Source organism: Amycolatopsis sp. NPDC033938, from assembly GCF_055575975.1.
The window spans coordinates 269,816-289,600 of sequence record NZ_JBVIRO010000001.1 but is presented as its reverse complement, the minus strand read 5'-3'; the positions used below and the strand labels follow the sequence as shown (position 1 = coordinate 289,600).

The following is a 19,785-nucleotide window of genomic DNA, read 5'->3' as shown; positions in this document are numbered from 1 at the left end:
GGGGCGACGAAGGGAGCACGAGTGGGCGGCGGGCACGCACCGGGAAAGGGACGGCGGGCGACCAGCGAATTCCCCGCGGGCTGGACCGACGAGCAGATCATCGCGGTGATCAAGGACGTCGCGAACGACCCCAGCGAACCTCGACGCAGACAGCACAACGGCCGCTGGCGTTGTGCGGGCGAGCGGTACGGCGTGCACCTGATCGTGCTGGTCGAGGACAACGGGAACGTCAAGACGGGATATCCGGTCGCGGGCCCCGGCGTGGTCCGCAATCCCGATACCGCGGCCGATCCGGCGAACCCGACCATCGCCGACCTCGCCGCCGGTCGCATCAGCTTCTTCGGCGAAAGCCTGCTCGACCAGATCGCCGACCGCGTCGCGCCGGACGTCCTGGCGTTCTACCGGACCTTGCACTGGTCGGGTGAGTGGGAAGAGCTGGCCGACGTCCTCGTCGCGCACGCGATGAAGGAGAACCTGCGGCTCGGAGTGGACGAGTTCGCCACCCTGGAGAGCCTGTTGAACAGCTTCGAGCTGCCGATCGACGGCTTTCTCTACCTGAACGACCGGGCGCACACCCTGGCCACCTTGCGCCCCTAACTCGCTTCGGCGACTTCAGAGGCTCCGTCCACAGTCGCGCGGAGGACGTCCAACGGCATTCCGACGGCGTCGGCGATCGCCGTCACCGTGAAGAAGGCGGGCGTCGGGATCCGGCCGGTCTCGATCTTCCGGAGCGTCTCCACCGAGATCCCGGCCTCCGCGGCGACCTCGACCATGCTCCGCGACGCCGACGCGCGGGCGTCCCGGAGCGCCAGCCCCAGCCGCTCGCCGCGTTCGCGTTCTTCGTCCGTCAACGGCACTCGCACCATGGACCCAATAGTAATACCGGCCGACTCGATGCAGGTGTCTCGGGCAGCGCGTGAAGGACCCCTTTCCTCGGCTGAGCCGAGGGAAGGGGTCCTTCACGCGCAGCCGGTCGAGTTACCCCCAGCCTGTGGATAACTCTGTGCACAGGTCTGTGGACCGGCGAAAGAAAGGGCCCCGCCGAGCCGAAACTCGACGGGGCCACAATCCCTAGTGGCTTCAGGCGCCCGCGGGCACCGGAAGTGGGAGTCCGGGGAGGCTCTGGTCGTTCGGCACCTTGCCGTCGACGAGGAAGTCCTCCACGACCTTGTCCACACCCGCGTTGCCGCCGGCGTAGATGCCGTGGTCACCCTCACCGGTCACCGTGATCATCCGCGAGTTGGCGAACGCGCGGTGCGCACGGGTCGCGCCCTCGATCGGGGTCGCCGGGTCGTGCACCGACTGGACGATCAGCACCGGCGGGACACCGACGCCGGCGAGCCTCGGCAGGTCGACCGGCTTGTTCTTCCAGAAGATGCACGGCTGGATCAGCCAGCCCGCGCCGAGCAGCGGCAGGTCCTTGTCGATCAGCTTCTGCGACTGCCGGATGACGCTGTTCCGGTTGCCGTACCAGGGGCCCTCGTTGCAGGGGATGGACCAGAAGCTGGCGTTGTAGGAGTCGCCGTCGCTCGGGACGAACAGCGGCTGCGGGCCGATGACGCCGTCACCGTCCACCGTCTCCGCCTTGACCTTCTGCGCGGCCGCGCTCTTCTGCTGCTGGGTCGAGGTGCCCTCGGTCAGCGTCTTCAGGTTGACCAGGTACTCGGCCAGCGCCGGGAAGTTGCGCTTCGAGTAGAGGTACCCCGCGATGGTCGAGTCGAGCGCGTTGGCCGAAACCGGGACGCCGTCCACCTCGACAGGCTTCTGCGTCAGCGCGAAGCGGACCTTCTCGTAGCTCTGGCGCGCGGCTTCACCGGTCTTGCCGAAGCCGTAGACCTTGTCGTACTTGCCCATCCACGGCAGGAAGTCCTGACGCCAGCGGCGCTCGAAGCCGAGCGGCTGCCCGTCGAAGGAGTTCTGCCAGGTGGTGGTGAACTCGGTCGACGAGTCGAGCAGGAACTTGCCGGTCCGGGTGGGGAACTGCTGCGCGTAGTGCGCGCCCATCCAGGTGCCCGCCGAGTAGCCGACCCAGTTGATCTTGTCGCGGCCCAGCAGGACACGCAGCAGATCGATGTCGCGGATGGTCTGGGCGGTGTTGATGAGCGGGCCCAGCTCGCCGGACTTCACCTGGCACGAGTCCGCCGCGTACTTGGTGGCGTCCAGGATCAGGTTGAGGTTCGCCCGGCTGCGGTCGCGCGGGTCGAGGTCGGAGCCGGTGCCGATCGCGTTGCCGCAGGTGATGTTGGTGCTCTTGCCGGTTCCGCGCGGGTCGAGACCGATGATCTCCTGGTTCGCGCGCAGCTTCGTCTGGTTACGCAGACGCGCCGGGAAGTTCCGGCCAGGAGCACCGGGGCCACCCGGGTTCGTGATGACGCTGGCCGTCGCGGTGCCGCTGGTCGCGGCCAGCCTGCTGACGGCGATCGTCAGGTCGATGTTCTCGCCCGGGTTGTACCAGTTTCGCGGCGACCGGTAGGTCGCGCACTCGATGTTCTCGGCCCCCGGAGGCGGCGCGGACGGCAGCTCATTGGCCGTGCACTTGTGCCAGTCCAGCTTCTGGCCCGCGTACTTCGCCGGAATGTTGGTGGAGTTCAGAGGCTGCTGCGTGGCCGCCTCCGGTCCTGCGAACGCAGGAGTGAACCCGGCCAGCATGGTGCCGGCGACAGCCGGGATCACCACCGCATAGCGGAGTTTCTTCATCCGATGCCCCTTTGGTCTTGCGTGCGAAGTTCCTGTTCGCGACTGCGGGCTATTGATATCCGCTCCGGATGCGGGCGGCAACCGCCCTTCGTCGGATCGACGGTGCTGATCAAATCGATATCGGGCACGCGTGACCCAGGTGGGGGAGAGGTTCTAGGGTCATCGGGACCATCCGGGGTTACGGGAATGTTAGGTGAGGTCCGATGGCGTCAGGTAAGGCAGACGGGAAGGTGAAGGGCTTTCAGTTCAGCCCTTGGAACCTCCTGCTGATCATCCCGTTGCTGGTGCTGATCACGTCGTTGTTCAATTCGGACGGCCCTCGGCTGTTCGGGATGCCGTTCTTCTACTGGTTCCAATTCGTGTTCGTGGTCGTGGGCGTCCTGTGTACCTGGATCGTCTTCGTGATGACCAAGGACAAGCCGACCAGTGAGCGTCCTGACCGGCTGTCCGTGGACGAGCTCGACGAGGGGGACCTCAAGTGACGAACATCCAGTGGCCCGAGCTGATCATCTTCACGATCCTCTTCGCGGTGGTCACCGTCCTCGGCTTCGTCGCGTCGCGCTGGAAGGCGGGCAACACCCTCGACCACCTCGATGAATGGGGGCTCGGCGGCCGCAAATTCGGTTCGTGGATCACCTGGTTCCTGCTCGGCGGTGACCTCTACACGGCGTACACCTTCGTGGCCGTCCCCGCGCTGATGTTCAGCGCCGGTGCGATGGGCATGTTCGCGCTGCCGTACACGATCATCGTCTACCCGATCGTGCTGATGCCGGCGCTGCGCATGTGGTCGGTCTCCCGCGTTCGCGGCTACGTCACGCCCGCCGATTTCGTCCGCGGCCGGTTCGGTTCGCCGACGCTGGCGCTGCTGATCGCGATCACCGGCATCATCGCGACGATGCCGTACATCGCGCTGCAGCTCGTCGGCCTCGAAGCGGTGCTGCGGACGATGGGTATCAACGGCTCCGGCATCGTCGGGCACCTGCCGCTGCTGATCGCCTTCATCATCCTGGCGGTCTACACCTACCAGTCCGGCCTGCGCGCGCCCGCGCTGATCGCGTTCGTCAAGGACATCCTGATCTACCTGGTGATCATCGTGGCGATCATCTACCTGCCCGCGAAGCTCGGCGGCTGGTCGGCGATCTTCGACGCGGCCGACGCGAAATTCGACAAGTCGCAGTCCCCGGCGGACGGCATCCTCCTCAACGCCAACAACCAGCTGCAGTACGCCACGCTGGCCCTCGGTTCGGCGCTCGCGTTGTTCCTGTACCCGCACTCGCTCACCAGCGTGCTCGCCTCGCGCGGCCGCAGCGTGATCAAGCGGAACATGGTCGCGCTCCCGGCGTACTCGCTGGTCCTGGGTCTGCTGGCACTGCTCGGTTACGTGGCGATCAGCGCGTCGGTCTCGCCGATCAAGAACAACGCCACCGGCAGGCCGGACACGAACACGATCGTCCCGGTGCTGTTCGACTCGCAGTTCTCGTCGTGGTTCGCCGGGATCGCGTTCGCCGCGATCGGCATCGGCGCGCTGGTGCCCGCGGCGATCATGTCGATCGCGGCGGCCAACCTGTGGACCCGCAACATCTACAAGGAGTACATCAAGAAGAACGCGACGCCGGGCCAGGAGGCGAAGCAGGCGAAGCTCGCTTCGCTGATCGTGAAGTTCGGCGCGGTGGCGTTCATCCTGTTCATCGACCCGCAGTACGCGATCGACCTGCAGCTCATCGGCGGGGTGCTGATCCTGCAGACGCTGCCGGCGGTGGCGCTTTCGCTGTACACGCGGTGGTTCCACCGCTGGGGCCTGATCGCGGGCTGGGTCGTCGGGATCGGCTGGGGCCTGATCATGCTCTACAACATCCCCAACCCGGCCACCGGTCAGAAGCACTTCGGCACGTCGGCGCTGGCGCTGGACAAGCTGTCGATCTTCGGCTGGCACCCGCTCAGCGGCTCACAGCTGCAGATCTACGTCGGATTCGTGGCGCTGGTGGCGAACCTGCTGATCGCGGTGATCTTCACGGTGATCGCGCGGCAGATGAAGGTCTTCAACGGTACGGACGACACCGAGCCCGAGGACTACCACGCCGACGAGCACGACAAGGATCTCCGCGAGATCGGCGTCCACTAGCTCCTGCTCTGGGAATGGGCCGCGTCCTGCCGGGACGCGGCCTTTCTCATGGCCGCGTCCGCCGCCAGGTAGAGCACGAGACCGTTCAGCAGATGCCAGACGAAATGCGTCCCGGCCGGGAAGTGCCCGCAGACGGCGTGGTCGGCCGACCGGAACGAGAGCGACACCCCGAAGACCGCCGCGGTGATGGCGAAGCGTCTCCGGTCCGCTCCTTTGAGGACGATCGCGAAGACCACGAGACCGATCAGCGCCGAGACGTACAGACCGCCGCCCACCGAGGCGAAGACGGCGGTGAACGCCAGGAAGACCGGGATACCCAGCCAGGAAAGCCTGCGGCCGGCGCCGTAGAACAGGCGGGGGAACACCGCCGCGTAGTACAGGACGAACACCAGGATGAAACCGGTGTCGGCGGCCGCGGACCAGCGGTTCGCGAACAGGTGGAAGGCCGTGCTGCCGAGGAACACGAGTCCGATGAGGACGGCGAAGACGCGGCCGTGGCTGTCTTTGGCCCGACGCCAGACGACGATCGCCGCGACCAGGAACGCGAGATTGCTGAGGCTGTTGAGCGGCTCGCCCCAGAGGCCGGGGGCCAGGCGTTCGCAGTACCTGTCGAGGTAGACCGTCCAGTTCACCCCTCTAGATAACCCTCTCCGCGTGAACTCGGGGTGTTGCCCCCGCGTCGCGCTCCTTCACGAGACCTCCGCGTCCTCGAACGTCCCGAAAGACCCCTTCGAGAGACCCGCCCCGAGTTGTCCACACCCCGCCGCCGTTGTGGACAACTCCACGCCGAATCCCTTACGAATCCGCTTCCCGACACCCCCTCCCGATACGCTGGAGCAGGGCACGCCCCCCTGGGACGGGTGGGGGCTGGGGTGGGCTGGGATTGTGCGTTGAGGCTGGTCAGGGTGGGTCGGCGCCGAGGTACTCACAGCTCCAGCCGCCAGGTCTGGCCGGTCAGCTCGTAGCCGAAGCCGGGGATCGTCTCCTCGTCGGCGAGCCGGAAACCGGCCTTCTGGTAGATCGCCCTCGCCGCGTCCAGCAACGACACCGTCCACAGTTCGATCGCCGCGTAGCCGGACGCCCTCGCGAACTCGACACATTCGGCGACCAGGCGTTTCCCGACGCCACGGCCGCGGGCGGCCGGTTCGAGCAGCAGAAGCCGCAGCTTCGCGGTGCGGCCGTCTTCGGCGGGCATGCAGAAGACGCTGCCGACACGCTCTCCGTCGAGCTCCGCGATCCACCCGGCCTGGCGAGGATCACCACGATGGTCGGCGTAGTCCGCGACGACCCGGGCGACGAGAGCTTCGAAACGTTCGTCCCAGCCGTATTCGCGGGAGTAGAGGGCGCCGTGGCGGTGGACGACCCAGCCGAAGTCGCCGGGCCGCGGCGGACGCAGCACCAGCGTGGGATCCGCTCGGCGGTCACCGACCAGCGAGGTGATCGTGCCCATGGCGCCGAGCAGCCGCTCCTGCTCGTCGTCGCCGAACCGGCCGAGCAGCGCACCGATCCGGTCCACTGAACGTGCGTCGAGGACGGCGAAGGCCTTCCGGCCGTTTTCGGTCAACCTGACGATCTGACGACGGGCGTCCTCGTCGCTGCGTTCGCGGGTGAGGAGGCCGCGGCCTTCGAGCCTGACGAGCAGCCTGCTCGCGTACCCGGCGTCGAGGTCGAGGCGTTTGCGCAGATCGGTGACCTGGGTCGAATCCTGCTGCGCGAGTTCGAAGAGAACCCTGGCCTCGCTCAGGGAGTACTCGGCGTCGGCCGGTCCTTCGTCGAGGACGCCGATCACGCCGGTGTACAGCCGGTTGAACGCCCGGACGGTCGCCACCCGGTCCGCGGATCCAGTCATTTGACCACCTCAACAGATTCGTTGACTGGGTCAAAGATTACCGCGCAAAACGGCGCCGGTGAGAAGTTCGGGGAAAAGGGTCCGGACATATGGAAACCCCGTGATGCTGCCAGGTCGGGGGTCCGCCAGCATCACGGGGTCGTAATGGGTATCGACGCTGCTTTCCGCGGCGTTACACCCCACACACTATGTGTCGTAGGTCACTCGAATGGGCGACACTCACAACGGTGTTTCGTCGAATCAGCGCATGTGCGTGTGACGCGCCTGAGAGATAGCGATGAGCTCCTGACGAACGGTCGCGGTGGCCGCGGTGTCGATCGCCCGGTTCAGGGCCCGGCGAGTGCGAGCCTCGGCGCGACGGGCACGGAGCTTGGCGGCGATGTTGTTCATCGGTTTAAGTCATCCCCTTGAGGGTCTTGTGTCTTCGTGGCTGTGCACCTAGTATGCGCCTTTTTTCACATGAACGCCAACGATTATCCGGTGACTTGGCACACTTGCCGATGAATCATCGGCAACAGGGAGGGAAATCCGGAGAGATTTGGTGTCGCCGGTCACTTCTTGGTAACGCTAGGGCTTTCTAGTGTTCGCGCGATACGGCGGAAGAGGGCGCGATGAAGCCGGAGATGGCGTTCTCTAGGGCTTTCTAGCGATACTGCTAGAGAGTGGCAGAGAGGGTTAGTCTCGGCCGAGCAGGTAGTGGCCGAAGTGCGGGACCGTGAAGGCGATATGCCCGCGCTCGGCGGAGTACACGAGGCCCTTCTTCATCAGGCTGTCCCGCGCGGGAGACAGCGAAGACGGCTTCCGTCCCAGGTAGACGGCCACATCGGCGGTACCGGCGGCCTCGTCCCGGCCTTGGGTCAACTCGGCCATCGCGAGCAGATACTCGCGTTCGGCGGGCGTCGCGCGCTCGTAGCGGGAGCCGAAGAAGCCGACGGCGAGTTCCGATTCGGCTTCCGGCGCGGCGACCTGGACGTCCTTCACGGTGATCGGATCGGCCGGGGCCGCGTCCCAGGCGGCCTTGCCGTACGCCTGGATGAAGTACGGATAGCCGCCGGACGCGTCGAACAACGCGTCCAAGGCCTCCGGCTCGATCCCCGCGTCTTCGCGTTCGATGGGCGCCATCACCGCGAGGTCGGCGTCTTCGCGTTCGAGCCTGTCGATGCGCGCGTAGCGGAAGAGGCGTTCCGAGTACGACTTCGACGCAGAAAGGACGGCTGGCACGTGCGGCAGTCCCGCGCCGACCACGACCAGCGGGGCCCCGGACTGCGAGAGCTCGTGACAGGCGGCGCAGAGCGCGGAGACGTCCTCGGGGAGCAGATCCTGGATCTCGTCGATCAGCAGCGCGACGCCGGTGCCGACGTCCGCCGCCAGCTCCGCGACCTCGGTGAACAGCTCGACCAGGTCGATCTCGATATCGCCGGAATCGGCGCGGCCCTGCGCGGCGGGCACGTCGATGCCCGGTTGCCAGCGGTCACGGAGTTTCGCGTCCGGTTTGTTGGCGCGCAGCGCGAACGCCTTGAGCACGCCCAGCACCTGCTCGACCCGGTCCGGCGCACGGTGGCGAACGGCGAGATCGCGGATCGCGCGGTGCAACGCGGCCGAAAGCGGCCGCCGGAGTTCGGTGTCGGGACGGGCTTCGATCTTGCCCGCGCCCCAGCCGTGCTTGATGGCCTTCGAGCGCAGCTCGCCCAGCAGCACGGTCTTCCCCACGCCGCGCAGACCGGTGAGCATCAGGCTGCGTTCCGGCCTCCCCCGCGCGACCCGTTCGAGAACGACCTCGAAGGCCTGGAGCTCACGCACACGACCGGCCAGCTCGGGCGGCCGTTGACCGGCGCCCGGGGCGAAGGGGTTGCGGATGGGATCCACTCTCACACGCTATCGGCGTTTCTAGCGCGGAGCCGATATTCGGCGATAGAGGGATAGGCGTGTCGCGGCGGGGCACGCCGAGGGGGACGGGTCTGCAGCCCCGTCCCTGGTGCTTACTCGCTCAGGTTGCGCTCGGCGTAGACCGCCATCGCGTCGCGGATGTACTCCGCGGTGCTCGTGCCGTACTTCTCGTCGTACTGCCCGTAGCGCGGGTCGTCGACGTAAAGCTGCCCGAGACCGGCGAAGTAGCCCTTCGACACCGTCCGCACGGCAGGCCGGAGCCATTCGTACAGCCGTCGCGTGATCGCCTGCGCTTCGTCGCCGTCGGCAGGAAGGCCCTTCGCGCGGGCTTCCCCGAACGCGGCCGCGATGTCCTTCTGCTCCTGTTGGTGCGCCTTCTTGTCCTCGGCGCTCAGCGACTTCCACCACCGGTCACCCTGCTGGTAGGCGTCGGCGCCCCAGCGTTCGGTGACCTCCTTCTCGTACTTCGTGTGGTCGAAGCCGTCGAACACTTCCGTTGCCATCAGTTGTTCACCTCTCTCCGTCTTCCTCAAGGTCGTCCTGACCGATTCGATCTGCCGTCCGAGTCGCTGCCGCTCCTGCTCCAGCCACTTCAGGTGGGTGCGCAGCGCCGCCGCGGTGTCCCGCTCCCCCTCGAGCACCTCGCCGATCGCGGGCAGGCTCAGCCCGAGTTCGCGAAGCAGCAGGATCCGTTGCAGCCGCACCAGCGCGTCCTGGTCGTAGTAGCGGTATCCGTTGCTCCCCACCCGGCTCGGTTCGAGCAGCCCGATGTCGCCGTAGTGGCGCAACGTGCGGCTCGTGGTCCCGGCCGAGCGGGCGATGTCCTGGATCGACCACTCCTGCTCGTTCGGCATGTCCACGACGGTAGAGGTTGACGTTGCGTCAAAGTCAATCGAAGTTCACCCGGCTGTGTCATGGTTCCGCCATGAAGACCTTTGCGCTGGTCATGGCCACCGCGCTCACCCTGACCACGGCCGGGGTCGCCGACGCGCACCCCCGCCGCGCCTTCGACATCCAGGCCCACCGCGGCGGGCTCGGCCTCACGGTCGAGAGCACGCTCGCGTCGTTCGGCAAGGGAATGGCACTGGGGGTGACCACCCTCGAACTCGACATCCAGATCACCAAGGACGGTCGCGAGGTGATCACTCACGACCGCAAGACGACGGCCTTGAAATGCCGCGACACCGCCCCGGCGACACCGGGCGACCCGGCTTATCCCTACGTCGGGAAGTACGTGAAGGACCTGACGTTCGCCCAGGTCCGCACGCTGGACTGCGGGTCGATCCGCCAGCCTGCCCACCCCGGCCAGACGCTCTCCCCCGGCGCCAAGATGCCGACCCTCGCCGAGCTGTTCCAGCTGGCGCGCGAGCGTCACGCGTGGGGCGTCAAGTTCAACATCGAGACGAAGGTCGAAGCGGCCGCTCCGCAGGAGACCGCGCCGCGTGAGCAGTTCGTCCAGCGGGCGGTGGGCGAGATCCTGCGCTCGGGGTTCGCGCACAACGTCACCGTCCAGAGCTTCGACTGGGGAACGCTGATGCGGCTGCGCGAGGTCGCGCCGTGGCTCCCGGTGGTCGCGCTGACCCAGCCGGAGTTCCTCCAGGTCGGGCAGCCGGGCAAATCGCCGTGGCTTGGCGGCCTCGACATCGACGACTTCGGTGGCAGCCCCGTCCGGGCGGTGAAGTCGTTCGGCGCCTCCGCGCTCTCGCCGGTGCACGGCAATCCGCAGGGCGGCAAGGTCGGTGACCCGGACTACCGGCCGTTCACGACGAAGGCGCTGGTCACGGAGGCGCACCGGGCGGGGATCAAGGTCGTGCCCTGGACGATCGACGACCCGACCACGATGCACAAGCTCATCGACGACGGCGTGGACGGCATCATCACCGACTACCCGGACCGGCTGCGGGAGGTCGCGGCGGGCCGCGGGTTCAAGCTGCCGAAGGCGTATCCGGCTCACTAACGGAATCTAGGGCTTTCTAGTGTCAGAGAAATATTCGCGGATACTCCGTTAGGGCGGTTCGGCGGCCTGGCGGACGGGAAGACTGGGGATAGATTTGCTGTCCCGGGTCCGGATCAAGAAAGGCTACGACCGTGATTCTCCGCCGCGTCGCACGTCCGCTCCTCGCCGCGATCTTCATCTCCGGCGGGATCGGCGCGCTGAGGGACACCCAGGGCCACGCGAAGGCCGCGGAGCCGTTCCTCACCGAGTCCTTCGACAAGCTGGAAGGCGTGGTGCCGGAATCGGTGCCGCGCGACCCCGCCACCCTGGTCCGGATCGACGCGGCGGTGAAGGTCGGCGCCGGGGTCGCGCTCGCCACCGGCAGGGCGCCGCGGCTGGCCTCGCTGCTCCTGCTCGGCAGCCTCGTCCCGACGACGCTCGCCGCGCACCGGTTCTGGGAGATCAAGGAACCCGCTGAGCGTCAGCAGCAGCAGATCCAGTTCATCAAGAACGCCGGCCTCGCCGGAGGCCTGCTGCTGGCCGCCGCCGACACCGCGGGGAAGCCGTCGCTCGGCTGGCGCGCCCGCCGGGCCGCGTCGAAGACGGAGAAGCGCGCCGAGAAGCTGGCGAAGAGGGCCGAGAAGGCCATCACCAAGTAGCAACCGATGTTATGAACGGGACTTTCATCTCAAATTTTGCGATGAAAGTCCCGTTCATAACACTCGCGGGCGTCACTCCGTGAGGGCGGCGATGTCCTCTTCCTCGGCGACCGTCCGCACCTCGACCTCGATCTCGTGGTCGAACAGCGCGGCGTAGGACTCGGCGAACGCGACGGCCTCGGCCAGATCCTTGGCGTTGATCAGCGCGAACCCGCCGATGACCTCCTTGGCCTCGGTGAACGGACCGTCGGTCGCGGTGATCTTGCCGTCGCGCGTCTTGCGGACCTTCGCACCCCTCTCCGACGGAAGCACGCCCTCCGCCGTGATCAAGATGCCCTTCTCGAAGGAATCCCCGACGAAGGCGCCGATCTTCTCGATGAACTCCTGGCTCGGGTTCCAGGCTTCCGGGGCGCTCTCGTCGAGCCGGTGCATCATCAGAAACCGCATCGCTGCTCCTCAAGTGTTGTGGCGGGGCTGTTTCTACCTCGCCTTCACCAGCGCGTCGAGCGGCTCGACCGCGGTTCGACATTTCGTTCAGAAAAAATGCTTCAGCTGCCGAAACTTTTTCTCAGCGGCTCGCGACCTTCTTGTACTGGGCCGTCGCCAGCGGGGCGAAGATCGCGATGATGGCGACGCAGCACAGGATCGCGTACAGCGAAGCGTGCTCGGCGGGCCAGCCTGTCGGTGCCGCGCCGAAGCGGTTCCCGAACAGGTCTCGCGCCGAGTTGATCACCGCGGTGAACGGGTTCCAGTCGGCGATCGCCTTCAGCACGCCCGGCAGTTTGTCCGCCGGGACGAACGCCGTCGAGATGAAGCTCAGCGGGAACATCCACATCAGCCCGGCGCTCTGCGCGACCTCGACACTGCGCGCGACGAGCCCGATCCACGCGCCGACCCAGGACAGCGCCCAGGCGAACATCAGCATCACCAGGTACCCGAGCACGGCGTCGAGGAAGCTGCCGCGGATCCGCCAGCCGACGAGCAGCCCGCACAGCGACATGACGACCAGCGCCACCACGCTGATCACCAGATCCGAGGTCGTCCGGCCGAAGATCACCGCCAGCCGGGAGATCGGCAGCGAACGGAACCTGTCGATGATGCCCTTCTGCAGGTCGTTCGCGAACCCGATCACGGTGAACGCCGAGTTGAACGCGACCGTCTGCGCGAAGATGCCGGCGATCAGGAACTCGCGGTAGGCGAGCCCGCCCGCTTCCCCGCCGATCGCGTCGCCGAAGACGTAGGCGAACAGCAGCACGAACATGATCGGCTGCAGCGTCGCCGCCATCAGCCAGTCCGGGTTGCGCTGGACGTTCTTCAGGTTCCGCCAGGTGATCACGCCACCGTCGGAAAAGGCCTTGGCGACCGCGCTCACTTTTTCTCCCCCTCGTCCGTGGCGTGCCCGGTCAGCGACAGGAAGACGTCATCCAGCGTCGGCCGGTGCAGCGCGACGTCCTGAACGGTGACGCCGTGGCCGTCCAGCCGCCGCAATGCCTCGATCAGCGCCTTCGGGCCGCCCTCGACCAGGACGTCGACCTTGCGGGTGTGCTCGTCGACCGTCGGCGTCCCCGAGCCGACCTCGGTGAGCACCTGGGTGGTGATGGCGAGATCGCTCGTCTCGGCCACGACCAGCTCCAGCCGCTCGCCGCCGATCTCCTGCTTGAGTTCGTCGGCGGTGCCGCGCGCGATGACCTTCCCCTTGTCGATCACCACGATCGAGTCGGCGAGCTGATCGGCCTCCTCCAGGTACTGCGTGGTCAGCAGGACCGTGGTGCCGTCGGCGACCAGTTCCTTGATGACCTCCCAGGTGTCGATCCGGCCGCGCGGATCGAGCCCGGTGGTCGGTTCGTCGAGGATCACCACGGTCGGCTCGGCGACCAGCGCCCCCGCGAGGTCGAGCCGTCGCCGCATCCCGCCGGAGTACGTCTTGGCCGGCCTGTCGGCCGCGTCCTCCAGCCGGAACCGCGCGAGCAGTTCACGCGCCCTGGACTTCGCCGCGGCCTTCTTCCTGCCGTACAGCCTGCCGACCATGTACAGGTTCTCGAACCCGGTGAGGTTCTCGTCCACGGCGGCGTACTGCCCGGACAACCCGATCGATCGCCGGACGGCGTCGGGCTGAGCGAGCACGTCGTGCCCGGCCACCTCCGCTTCGCCCGAATCCGGGCGTAGCAGGGTGGTCAGGATGCGGACCGTCGTCGTCTTCCCGGCACCGTTCGGCCCCAGCAGGCCCAGCACCTTGCCCGTCGGGATCGACAGATCGACCCCGTCGAGCGCCCGTGTGGACCCGTAGGTCTTGACCAGCGCTTTCGCCTGAACTGCGAACATGCGCACACGCTAGACCCGGGTACCGACAAAGGCACCCGGGTTTTTCCCCGATCCGCTGCGGGCGAACGGCTACTTTTCGAGGATCGCGGTGACGCCCTGTCCGCCCGCCGCGCAGATCGAGATGAGTCCGCGGCCGGACCCCTTCTCGTTCAACAGCTTCGCGAGCGTGGCGACGATACGGCCGCCGGTCGCGGCGAACGGGTGCCCGGCGGCCAGCGACGAGCCGTTGACGTTCAGCTTCGCCCGGTCGATGGAACCGAGCGGCGCGTCGAGGCCCAGCTTCTCCTTGGCGAACGCGGGGTCCTCCCACGCCTTGAGGGTGGCGAGCACCTGCGAGGCGAAGGCCTCGTGGATCTCGTAGAAGTCGAAGTCCTGCAAGGTGACTCCGGCGCGTTCGAGCATCCGCGGGACCGCGTACGCGGGCGCCATCAGCAGCCCTTCGTCACCGTGGACGTAGTCGACGGCCGCGGTCTGCGAGAACGTCAGGTACGCCAGCACAGGCAGCTTCCTGGCCTTCGCCCACTGCTCGGTCGCGAGCAGGACGGTCGACGCGCCGTCCGACAGCGGCGTCGAGTTGCCCGCCGTCATCGTGCCGTCGGGGCCGCCGAAAGCGGGCTTCAGCTTCGCGAGCTTCTCGACGCTGGAGTCCGGCCGCAGGTTCTGGTCTCGGACCAGCTTGAGGTACGGCGTCACCAGGTCGTCGAAGAAGCCGCTGTCGTAGGCGGCGCCGAGACGCTGGTGGCTGGTGGCGGCGAGTTCGTCCTGCGCCTCGCGGGTGATCTCCCAGACCTTCGCGGTCAGCGCGGCGTGCTCGCCCATGGAGAGGCCGGTACGCGGCTCGGAGTTGCGCGGGATCTCGGGAACGATGTGGCCGGGACGCAGTTTCGCGGCGAGCTTCAGCCGTTCGGGGAGCGTCTTCGCGGCGTTGAGCTGCACGAGGATCTGACGCAGGTCGTCGTTGACCGCCAACGGGGCGTCGGACGTGGTGTCGACACCGCCCGCGATGGCCGAGTCGATCTGACCGAGGGCGATCTTGTTGGCGACGTTGATGATCGCCTGCAGACCGGTGCCGCACGCCATCTGCACGTCGGAGGCGGGAGTGGCGGGATTCAGCTTGCTGCCGAGGACGCTTTCACGCGCGAGGTTGAAGTCGCGGGCGTGCTTGAGCACCGCCCCGGCGGCGACCTCGCCGATCACCTCGTCCTGGAGGGAGAAGCGGCTGACCAGGCCGTCGAGAGCGGCCGTGAACATATCCTGGTTCGAAGCTTTCGCGTACGGACCGTTCGAGCGAGCGAAGGGGATCCGGTTGCCGCCGATGATCGCGACCTTGCGCACGGGTGCCGTCCTTTTCGTGGCCATTTTTTCCACTCCTCCGTAGGCTCTCTCACACTGTAACCTACTCGCGGGTAGGTTAGAATGCGACGTGATGCTCACTGCACGGGAGGCACGAAATGGCTGACAGGTACCAGCAGTTCACGAAATCCCCGGTGGGGAAGTTCGTGGTGCCGAAGCTCGGCCTGCCGAATCCCGCGACGCTCCGCCGGTACAAGCCCGGTCAGCCCCCTCTCGAGGGTCCCGCACTTCTGGGCGCCGCGCCGGGCGGTCGCCTCGAAAAGGTGATCGAGGCACAGCTGCACCGTGCGGGCATCGAGGTCGTCTCGACGGCGGCCGACAAGCACGCCGCGCTCGTCTTCGACGCGACAGGCGTAAAGGACCCGAAGCAGCTTCGCGAGGTCTACTCCTTCTTCCACCCGGTGATCCGCAGCGTCGGGGCGTCCGGCCGCGTCGTCGTCCTCGGGACTCCGCCCGAGCTGGCCGAGGGACATGAGCGGATCGCCCAGCGCGCGCTCGAAGGCTTCGTGCGCTCCGTCGGCAAGGAACTGAAGCGCGGCGCGACCGCTCAGCTCGTGTACGTCGCCGAAGGAGCCGAAGAAGCCACCGAGTCGACGCTGCGGTTCCTGCTGTCGGCGAAGTCCGCCTTCGTCGACGCCCAGGTCATCCGCGTCGGCACGGAGACCAAGACGGCCTCCGCCCCGGCCGACTGGTCGAAGCCGCTCGACGGCAAGGTCGCGCTGGTGACCGGCGCCTCCCGCGGCATCGGCGCCGCCATCGCCGAGGTACTGGGCCGCGATGGCGCCCACGTCGTCGCACTCGACATCCCCGCACAGGGCGGCGACCTGTCGAAGGTGGCCAACAAGGTCGGCGGATCGGCGCTGCAACTGGACATCACCGCCGCCGACGCGCCGGACAAACTCGCCGAGTACCTGACCACCCGCCACGGCGGCGTCGACATCGTCGTGCACAACGCCGGCATCACGCGGGACAAGACGCTGGGCAACATGACCGAGGGCGGCTGGGACTCGGTCATCGCGGTGAACCTCGTGTCGCAGCTCGCGGTGAACGAGAAGCTCCTGTCCGGCAAGGTGCTGCACGAGAACGGCCGGATCATCGGCGTCTCGTCGATCGCCGGGATCGCGGGCAACGTCGGCCAGACCAACTACGCCACCAGCAAGGCGGGCGTCATCGGCATGGTGAACGACGGCGCGCCGAAGGTCGCCGAGTACGGAGGCACGATCAACGCGGTCGCGCCCGGTTTCATCGAGACCAAGATGACCGCGGCGGTCCCGCTGTTCATCCGCGAGGCCGGGCGACGGCTCTCCAGCCTCGGCCAGGGCGGGCTGCCGGTCGACGTCGCCGAGACGATCGCCTGGTACGCGAACCCCGCTTCGGCCGCGGTCAACGGCAACGTGGTCCGCGTCTGCGGCCAGGCACTGCTGGGGGCGTGATCATGGCGGTCAAGGAACTTCGCGAGACGCCGAGCCTGTCTTCGTTGTATCCCAAGGCTCTGCTCGGCTCGCTGCGGAAGAGCGGCGGGGACGCCCTGCCGGGGACCGAGTTCGTCCGCGAGGGCGTGGTCGTCGACCCGGCGCATCTCGCCGCGTACAACCGGGTGTGCGGGTTCCGGCTGGACGACGTCCTGCCCGCGACGTACCCGCATATGCTCGCGTTCCCGCTGCAGATGGCGCTGATGACCGAACGCGACTTCCCGTTCCCCTTGCTGGGCATGGTGCACGTCGCCAACCGGATCACCCAGCACCGGCCGCTGCGGCTCGACGAGTCGTTCACCCTGCGCGTGCGCGCCGAGGATCTGCGTCCGCACGAAAAGGGCAAGCAGTTCGACGTGATCAGCGAGCTGCTGGTCAGTGACAGTCCTGTTTGGACGGACGTGAGCACGTACCTGCGCCGCGGTGGCGGCAGCGGGGAGAAGACGGCGCGCGGTCAGCTTTCCCAGCCTTCACCCAGTGCGATCTGGCACGTGCCCGCCGACATCGGCCGTCGCTACGCCGAGGTCTCCGGCGACCGCAACCCGATCCACCTGCACCCGATCACCGCGAAGGCGTTCGGCTTCCCCGCCGCCATCGCGCACGGCATGTGGACGAAGGCGCACGCGCTCGCGGCCTTCGAAGGCAGGCTGCCGGAGGCGTTCACCGTCGACGTCAAGTTCAAGCAGCCGGTGCTGTTGCCGTCGAAGGCGGCGTTCACGACCTGGAGTGAAGGCGGGGGCTGGGCCTTCGAACTCTGGAACGCGCGCAAGCCGAAGCCGCATCTGGAAGGTTCAGTCGTCGCTCTCTGACGGCTTCCAGATCTCGCCCTCGACGAGGTCGTTGAACCCGAGCCAGACCAGGTTCATCAGCCACGAGGCGAGGACGCCGTCGGAGACATCGGGGTGGTCGAGCGCCCAGTCGGCCAGCGACTCGGCCGCCCCGACCAGCGCGGCGGACAGCCCGGCGCCGGAGAACTCGGCCTGTTCGCCGAGGCCCTTGCGGGTACCGGCGGAGACGACGAGCGCGGCGACCAGTTCGATCGCGCGGGTGCGCATGTCGGTGATCTCCGCGGCGAAGGCGCCGCCGACGGTCATGGCCTGGCGGTGCAGCACCGTCCAGGACTCGCGGTAGTCCGCGACGAACCGGTAGAACGCGCGAAGCCCGTACCAAAGCTGCATGTCCGGCGGTAGGTCGGGTTTGATCCCGTCCTGCACCGCTTCCAGCAGGCGAGTGGCTTCACGGCGGATGCACGCGCCGAAGAGGTCTTCCTTGGAGCCGAGGTAGGTGTAGATCATCGGCTTGGACACGCCGGCGACCTCGGAGATCTCGTCCATCGACGCGGAGTGATAGCCGTAGCGCGAGAACACCGAGACCGCTGCGTCCAGGATCTGGCGTTCCCGCACCGCTCTCGGCAGCCTTTTGGCGCGTTCGGCAGGACGCGGTACTTCCTCGGACACTCAGGACCTCCCTCTGGTTCCCGTAAGACGCTACCGGGCTGCACCCGGCACGGGTGATTTCGGCACGCTTGCCCGACTACCTACTGGCGGGTAGCCTTACGCTCGGGTAGGCGGAGCTGGAGGGCAGATGACCGAGATCGTGGGGCTGACCGGCCGCGCGCTGGTCGACGAGCTGGAACGGATCGAGCCGGATTCGGCCGAGGCGCACTCGCTCGACGTCAACGAGGTCGCGGGCGCCATCGACCCGAAGGACCTCGGCAAGGACGACGTCCGACGGCTGCTGACCGCGCTCGGACGGCTCGCCCAGTCCGCGCCCGCCTTCGATCTCCGCAAGGTGGACCCGGTCCGGTTCGCGAACCTCGTCGCCCGCGCCTCGCGTACGCAACTCGAGAGCGTCGTCGCCGAACGGCCGCTGCGGGAGCGCGTGCTGCGCGAGATCTTCGACCGCATGGGCGCGCACATCCGGCAGGATCGCGCGAAGACACTGCACGCGGTGGTCCACTGGCGGCTGTCGGGCGGCACCGGCGACGGCGGGTACGACCGCTACGAGACGGTGATCTCGCACGGTGAATGCACGGTCAGCAGGCAGATGAAAGAGAAGCCGAGGGTGACGATCACGATCGCGCCCGTCGATTTCTTCCGGCTCATCACCCATCAGGCGACACCCGCTGTGCTATTCGTCACCGGAAAGATCAAAGTAAAAGGTGACCTGGCCTTCGCGGCGGGCTTGATCGGTTTCTTCGACCTTCCGAAACCGTCCTGAGTCCGGCGAAGCGGTTACACTTCCGGCCGTGCCCCGAAATTCTCCGAACCGGCGCTGGCGGGACAAGGTGCGCCTTTCTCGTCCGTTGCGGCTGCACAAGACGCGTACCGCGGGCGAGCACGTCGTCAACGCCTTCGCGGAGAAGATCGAACTCGCGAAATTGAGCCCTGAACAGTTCGTGCAGGTGCTGGAAACCCTGCACATGCTTGGCGAAACCGGTGCGGGCATCGAGTTGAGCTCGCTGGAGACCGAGGTGCTCGTCGACGTCGTGCAGCGGGCGTCACGAGAGCAGCTCAAAGCGATCGCCGACCATCCGGAACTGCGTTCGGCGTTCCTCGACGAGATTTTCCGCAGAATGTCGGACCATTTCGCACCGGAACGCGCGCAACATGTCAACTTCGTCGTCGCGTGGCGTTTTACCGACGGTGACGGCGAAGACGGTTTCGACCGCTTTCAAACGGTCATCGAAGACGGCGTCTGCGTTTCCAGCACCGATCTCGCGCGTACTCCGGACACGACCATCACGCTGTCGGTCGACGATTTCATCCGGATGGCCACTGGTAACGCGGCCGTGGCCGCGATGTTCGTGACCGGCAAGGTGAAGGTCAAGGGCGAATACGCGCCGGCGGTGCGGTTCAGCGGGTATTTCGACATACCGAAGCCGAGCGGGGGCTGAAAGCGTCCTTCACCGCATGCGACGCGGTGAAGGACGCTTTCGTCGCGTGTGATGCGGTGAAGGCGCCCTTCAGCCCTCGACGATGCGGCCTTCGATCACCGGCGGCTGCTTCCTGGCGGCCTCGGCGGGCGGGGTGTCGGTGACGACCTCGCTGTCCACCACCATCACCGGCCCGGGTGACCGGTTGGCGAACTTGATCGCGCGGCGCTGCATCCGCTTCTGCCAGACCTTGCGCGCGACACTCCGCGTCGGCGGCAGGATGAACAGCAGGCCGATGACGTCGCTGACGAAACCGGGGAGCAGGATCAGCAGCCCGCCGAGGCCGATCAGCATCCCGTCGGTGAGTTCGCGCTCCGCGTCGGCCGGGCGGCCGAGCCGCGCGGACTCGGCGAACGCGCGGAAGGCGCGGCCGCCTTCGCGGCGGGCGAGCCAGGAGCCGATGAACGCGCCGGCGAAGAGCAGCGCGATCGTGCCGAGCACGCCAATGGCCGAGCCCACCGCCCAGACGGCGGCGATCTCGGCGACGACATAGAGCAGGAACGCGACAGCCATACCTGGACAACGTACGGCTTGCCCGTTTTGCTCCCAACCC

At 67.3% G+C, this 19,785-nt stretch carries 22 protein-coding genes; 9 read left to right on the top strand and 13 right to left on the bottom strand.

Features of this window, described 5'->3' with window-relative positions; genetic code table 11:
• Positions 1–21 precede the first annotated feature (21 nt).
• Positions 22–597 carry an EndoU domain-containing protein gene (locus ACZ5ZX_RS01495; RefSeq protein WP_465500133.1) on the top strand — a complete coding sequence of 192 codons (576 nt, stop codon included), beginning with the start codon at positions 22–24 and terminating at the stop codon, positions 595–597.
• Here the strand turns inward: ACZ5ZX_RS01495 and ACZ5ZX_RS01490 are convergent.
• Positions 594–866: a helix-turn-helix transcriptional regulator gene (locus ACZ5ZX_RS01490; RefSeq protein ID WP_465500132.1), complete on the bottom strand. Its 273-nt coding sequence runs from the start codon at positions 864–866 to the stop codon at positions 594–596. The genes ACZ5ZX_RS01495 and ACZ5ZX_RS01490 overlap by 4 nt on opposite strands.
• 214 nt (positions 867–1,080) lie before the next feature.
• Positions 1,081–2,697: an alpha/beta hydrolase gene (locus tag ACZ5ZX_RS01485; protein ID WP_465500131.1), complete on the bottom strand. Its 1,617-nt coding sequence runs from the start codon at positions 2,695–2,697 to the stop codon at positions 1,081–1,083.
• Between the two features lie 203 nt (positions 2,698–2,900).
• Between ACZ5ZX_RS01485 and ACZ5ZX_RS01480 the strand changes: the two genes are divergently transcribed.
• Both ACZ5ZX_RS01480 and mctP read left to right on the top strand, forming a co-directional pair.
• The gene (locus ACZ5ZX_RS01480) at positions 2,901–3,179 is read left to right on the top strand and encodes a DUF3311 domain-containing protein (RefSeq protein WP_465500130.1); all 279 of its coding nucleotides are present in this window, start codon (positions 2,901–2,903) and stop codon (positions 3,177–3,179) included.
• Positions 3,176–4,819, top strand: a complete 1,644-nt coding sequence (gene mctP, locus ACZ5ZX_RS01475) for a monocarboxylate uptake permease MctP (RefSeq protein ID WP_465500129.1) — start codon at positions 3,176–3,178, stop codon at positions 4,817–4,819. The genes ACZ5ZX_RS01480 and mctP overlap by 4 nt, the downstream gene beginning before the upstream one ends.
• Here the strand turns inward: mctP and ACZ5ZX_RS01470 are convergent.
• From ACZ5ZX_RS01470 to ACZ5ZX_RS01450, 5 genes are all read right to left on the bottom strand, one after another.
• On the bottom strand, positions 4,816–5,451 hold the full coding sequence (locus ACZ5ZX_RS01470) for a hypothetical protein (protein WP_465500128.1): 636 nt from the start codon (positions 5,449–5,451) through the stop codon (positions 4,816–4,818). The two genes, mctP and ACZ5ZX_RS01470, sit on opposite strands and share 4 nt — an antisense overlap.
• A gap of 293 nt (positions 5,452–5,744) precedes the next feature.
• Positions 5,745–6,668 (bottom strand): bifunctional helix-turn-helix transcriptional regulator/GNAT family N-acetyltransferase, encoded by a 924-nt coding sequence (locus tag ACZ5ZX_RS01465; protein WP_465500127.1) that lies wholly within the window; start codon positions 6,666–6,668, stop codon positions 5,745–5,747.
• A gap of 240 nt (positions 6,669–6,908) precedes the next feature.
• Positions 6,909–7,058 (bottom strand): hypothetical protein, encoded by a 150-nt coding sequence (locus ACZ5ZX_RS01460; protein ID WP_007032374.1) that lies wholly within the window; start codon positions 7,056–7,058, stop codon positions 6,909–6,911.
• Between the two features lie 285 nt (positions 7,059–7,343).
• Positions 7,344–8,534 carry an AAA family ATPase gene (locus ACZ5ZX_RS01455; protein WP_465328369.1) on the bottom strand — a complete coding sequence of 397 codons (1,191 nt, stop codon included), beginning with the start codon at positions 8,532–8,534 and terminating at the stop codon, positions 7,344–7,346.
• 113 nt (positions 8,535–8,647) lie between these two features.
• On the bottom strand, positions 8,648–9,409 hold the full coding sequence (locus ACZ5ZX_RS01450) for a MerR family transcriptional regulator (protein ID WP_465500126.1): 762 nt from the start codon (positions 9,407–9,409) through the stop codon (positions 8,648–8,650).
• A 71-nt stretch (positions 9,410–9,480) separates the two neighbouring features.
• On the opposite strand from ACZ5ZX_RS01450, the gene ACZ5ZX_RS01445 reads away from it, so the two are divergent.
• Complete coding sequence (locus ACZ5ZX_RS01445; protein ID WP_465500125.1) at positions 9,481–10,512, top strand: glycerophosphodiester phosphodiesterase family protein; 1,032 nt, start codon at positions 9,481–9,483, stop codon at positions 10,510–10,512.
• Between the two features lie 131 nt (positions 10,513–10,643).
• Positions 10,644–11,150, top strand: coding sequence for a DoxX family membrane protein (locus tag ACZ5ZX_RS01440; RefSeq protein WP_465500124.1), 507 nt, complete (start codon positions 10,644–10,646; stop codon positions 11,148–11,150).
• 72 nt (positions 11,151–11,222) lie between these two features.
• On the opposite strand, the gene ACZ5ZX_RS01435 is transcribed toward ACZ5ZX_RS01440, so the two are convergent.
• The 4 genes from ACZ5ZX_RS01435 to ACZ5ZX_RS01420 all read right to left on the bottom strand — a co-directional run bounded on the left by ACZ5ZX_RS01435 (position 11,223) and on the right by ACZ5ZX_RS01420 (position 14,831).
• Positions 11,223–11,597, bottom strand: coding sequence for a YciI family protein (locus tag ACZ5ZX_RS01435; protein ID WP_465500123.1), 375 nt, complete (start codon positions 11,595–11,597; stop codon positions 11,223–11,225).
• A 121-nt stretch (positions 11,598–11,718) separates the two neighbouring features.
• Positions 11,719–12,522, bottom strand: coding sequence for an ABC transporter permease (locus tag ACZ5ZX_RS01430; protein ID WP_037307367.1), 804 nt, complete (start codon positions 12,520–12,522; stop codon positions 11,719–11,721).
• Positions 12,519–13,472, bottom strand: coding sequence for an ATP-binding cassette domain-containing protein (locus ACZ5ZX_RS01425; protein ID WP_465500122.1), 954 nt, complete (start codon positions 13,470–13,472; stop codon positions 12,519–12,521). Before ACZ5ZX_RS01425 ends, ACZ5ZX_RS01430 begins: the two co-directional genes overlap by 4 nt.
• 69 nt (positions 13,473–13,541) lie before the next feature.
• Positions 13,542–14,831, bottom strand: a complete 1,290-nt coding sequence (locus ACZ5ZX_RS01420; RefSeq protein WP_465500121.1) for an acetyl-CoA C-acetyltransferase — start codon at positions 14,829–14,831, stop codon at positions 13,542–13,544.
• Positions 14,832–14,923: 92 nt separating this feature from the next.
• On the opposite strand from ACZ5ZX_RS01420, the gene ACZ5ZX_RS01415 reads away from it, so the two are divergent.
• Both ACZ5ZX_RS01415 and ACZ5ZX_RS01410 read left to right on the top strand, forming a co-directional pair.
• Entirely contained in the window at positions 14,924–16,258 is a 1,335-nt protein-coding gene (locus ACZ5ZX_RS01415) for a 3-oxoacyl-ACP reductase (RefSeq protein WP_465500120.1), read from the top strand.
• Positions 16,259–16,260: 2 nt separating this feature from the next.
• The gene (locus ACZ5ZX_RS01410; protein WP_465500119.1) at positions 16,261–17,106 is read left to right on the top strand and encodes a MaoC family dehydratase; all 846 of its coding nucleotides are present in this window, start codon (positions 16,261–16,263) and stop codon (positions 17,104–17,106) included.
• On the opposite strand, the gene ACZ5ZX_RS01405 is transcribed toward ACZ5ZX_RS01410, so the two are convergent.
• The gene (locus tag ACZ5ZX_RS01405) at positions 17,089–17,754 is read right to left on the bottom strand and encodes a TetR/AcrR family transcriptional regulator (protein ID WP_465500118.1); all 666 of its coding nucleotides are present in this window, start codon (positions 17,752–17,754) and stop codon (positions 17,089–17,091) included. The genes ACZ5ZX_RS01410 and ACZ5ZX_RS01405 overlap by 18 nt on opposite strands.
• 127 nt (positions 17,755–17,881) lie before the next feature.
• On the opposite strand from ACZ5ZX_RS01405, the gene ACZ5ZX_RS01400 reads away from it, so the two are divergent.
• Together ACZ5ZX_RS01400 and ACZ5ZX_RS01395 are read left to right on the top strand one after the other, a co-directional pair.
• Positions 17,882–18,517, top strand: a complete 636-nt coding sequence (locus ACZ5ZX_RS01400; RefSeq protein ID WP_465500117.1) for an SCP2 sterol-binding domain-containing protein — start codon at positions 17,882–17,884, stop codon at positions 18,515–18,517.
• 85 nt (positions 18,518–18,602) lie between these two features.
• Positions 18,603–19,193 (top strand): SCP2 sterol-binding domain-containing protein, encoded by a 591-nt coding sequence (locus ACZ5ZX_RS01395; RefSeq protein WP_465501000.1) that lies wholly within the window; start codon positions 18,603–18,605, stop codon positions 19,191–19,193.
• Positions 19,194–19,262: 69 nt separating this feature from the next.
• On the opposite strand, the gene ACZ5ZX_RS01390 is transcribed toward ACZ5ZX_RS01395, so the two are convergent.
• Positions 19,263–19,745: an FxsA family protein gene (locus tag ACZ5ZX_RS01390; protein ID WP_465500116.1), complete on the bottom strand. Its 483-nt coding sequence runs from the start codon at positions 19,743–19,745 to the stop codon at positions 19,263–19,265.
• Between the last annotated feature and the right edge of the window lie 40 nt (positions 19,746–19,785).

What these genes read in the sequence shown, in the direction of transcription:
- ACZ5ZX_RS01460 (WP_007032374.1), bottom strand. Translation starts at nt 7,058, where the DNA reads ATGAACAACATCGCCGCCAAGCTCCGTGCCCGTCGCGCCGAGGCTCGC.
- ACZ5ZX_RS01400 (WP_465500117.1), top strand. Translation starts at nt 17,882, where the DNA reads ATGACCGAGATCGTGGGGCTGACCGGCCGCGCGCTGGTCGACGAGCTG.
- ACZ5ZX_RS01435 (WP_465500123.1), bottom strand. Translation starts at nt 11,597, where the DNA reads ATGCGGTTTCTGATGATGCACCGGCTCGACGAGAGCGCCCCGGAAGCC.
- ACZ5ZX_RS01490 (WP_465500132.1), bottom strand. Translation starts at nt 866, where the DNA reads ATGGTGCGAGTGCCGTTGACGGACGAAGAACGCGAACGCGGCGAGCGG.
- ACZ5ZX_RS01450 (WP_465500126.1), bottom strand. Translation starts at nt 9,409, where the DNA reads ATGCCGAACGAGCAGGAGTGGTCGATCCAGGACATCGCCCGCTCGGCC.
- ACZ5ZX_RS01420 (WP_465500121.1), bottom strand. Translation starts at nt 14,831, where the DNA reads ATGGCCACGAAAAGGACGGCACCCGTGCGCAAGGTCGCGATCATCGGC.
- ACZ5ZX_RS01390 (WP_465500116.1), bottom strand. Translation starts at nt 19,745, where the DNA reads ATGGCTGTCGCGTTCCTGCTCTATGTCGTCGCCGAGATCGCCGCCGTC.
- ACZ5ZX_RS01445 (WP_465500125.1), top strand. Translation starts at nt 9,481, where the DNA reads ATGAAGACCTTTGCGCTGGTCATGGCCACCGCGCTCACCCTGACCACG.
- ACZ5ZX_RS01410 (WP_465500119.1), top strand. Translation starts at nt 16,261, where the DNA reads ATGGCGGTCAAGGAACTTCGCGAGACGCCGAGCCTGTCTTCGTTGTAT.
- ACZ5ZX_RS01415 (WP_465500120.1), top strand. Translation starts at nt 14,924, where the DNA reads ATGGCTGACAGGTACCAGCAGTTCACGAAATCCCCGGTGGGGAAGTTC.
- ACZ5ZX_RS01465 (WP_465500127.1), bottom strand. Translation starts at nt 6,668, where the DNA reads ATGACTGGATCCGCGGACCGGGTGGCGACCGTCCGGGCGTTCAACCGG.
- ACZ5ZX_RS01480 (WP_465500130.1), top strand. Translation starts at nt 2,901, where the DNA reads ATGGCGTCAGGTAAGGCAGACGGGAAGGTGAAGGGCTTTCAGTTCAGC.
- ACZ5ZX_RS01485 (WP_465500131.1), bottom strand. Translation starts at nt 2,697, where the DNA reads ATGAAGAAACTCCGCTATGCGGTGGTGATCCCGGCTGTCGCCGGCACC.
- ACZ5ZX_RS01425 (WP_465500122.1), bottom strand. Translation starts at nt 13,472, where the DNA reads ATGTTCGCAGTTCAGGCGAAAGCGCTGGTCAAGACCTACGGGTCCACA.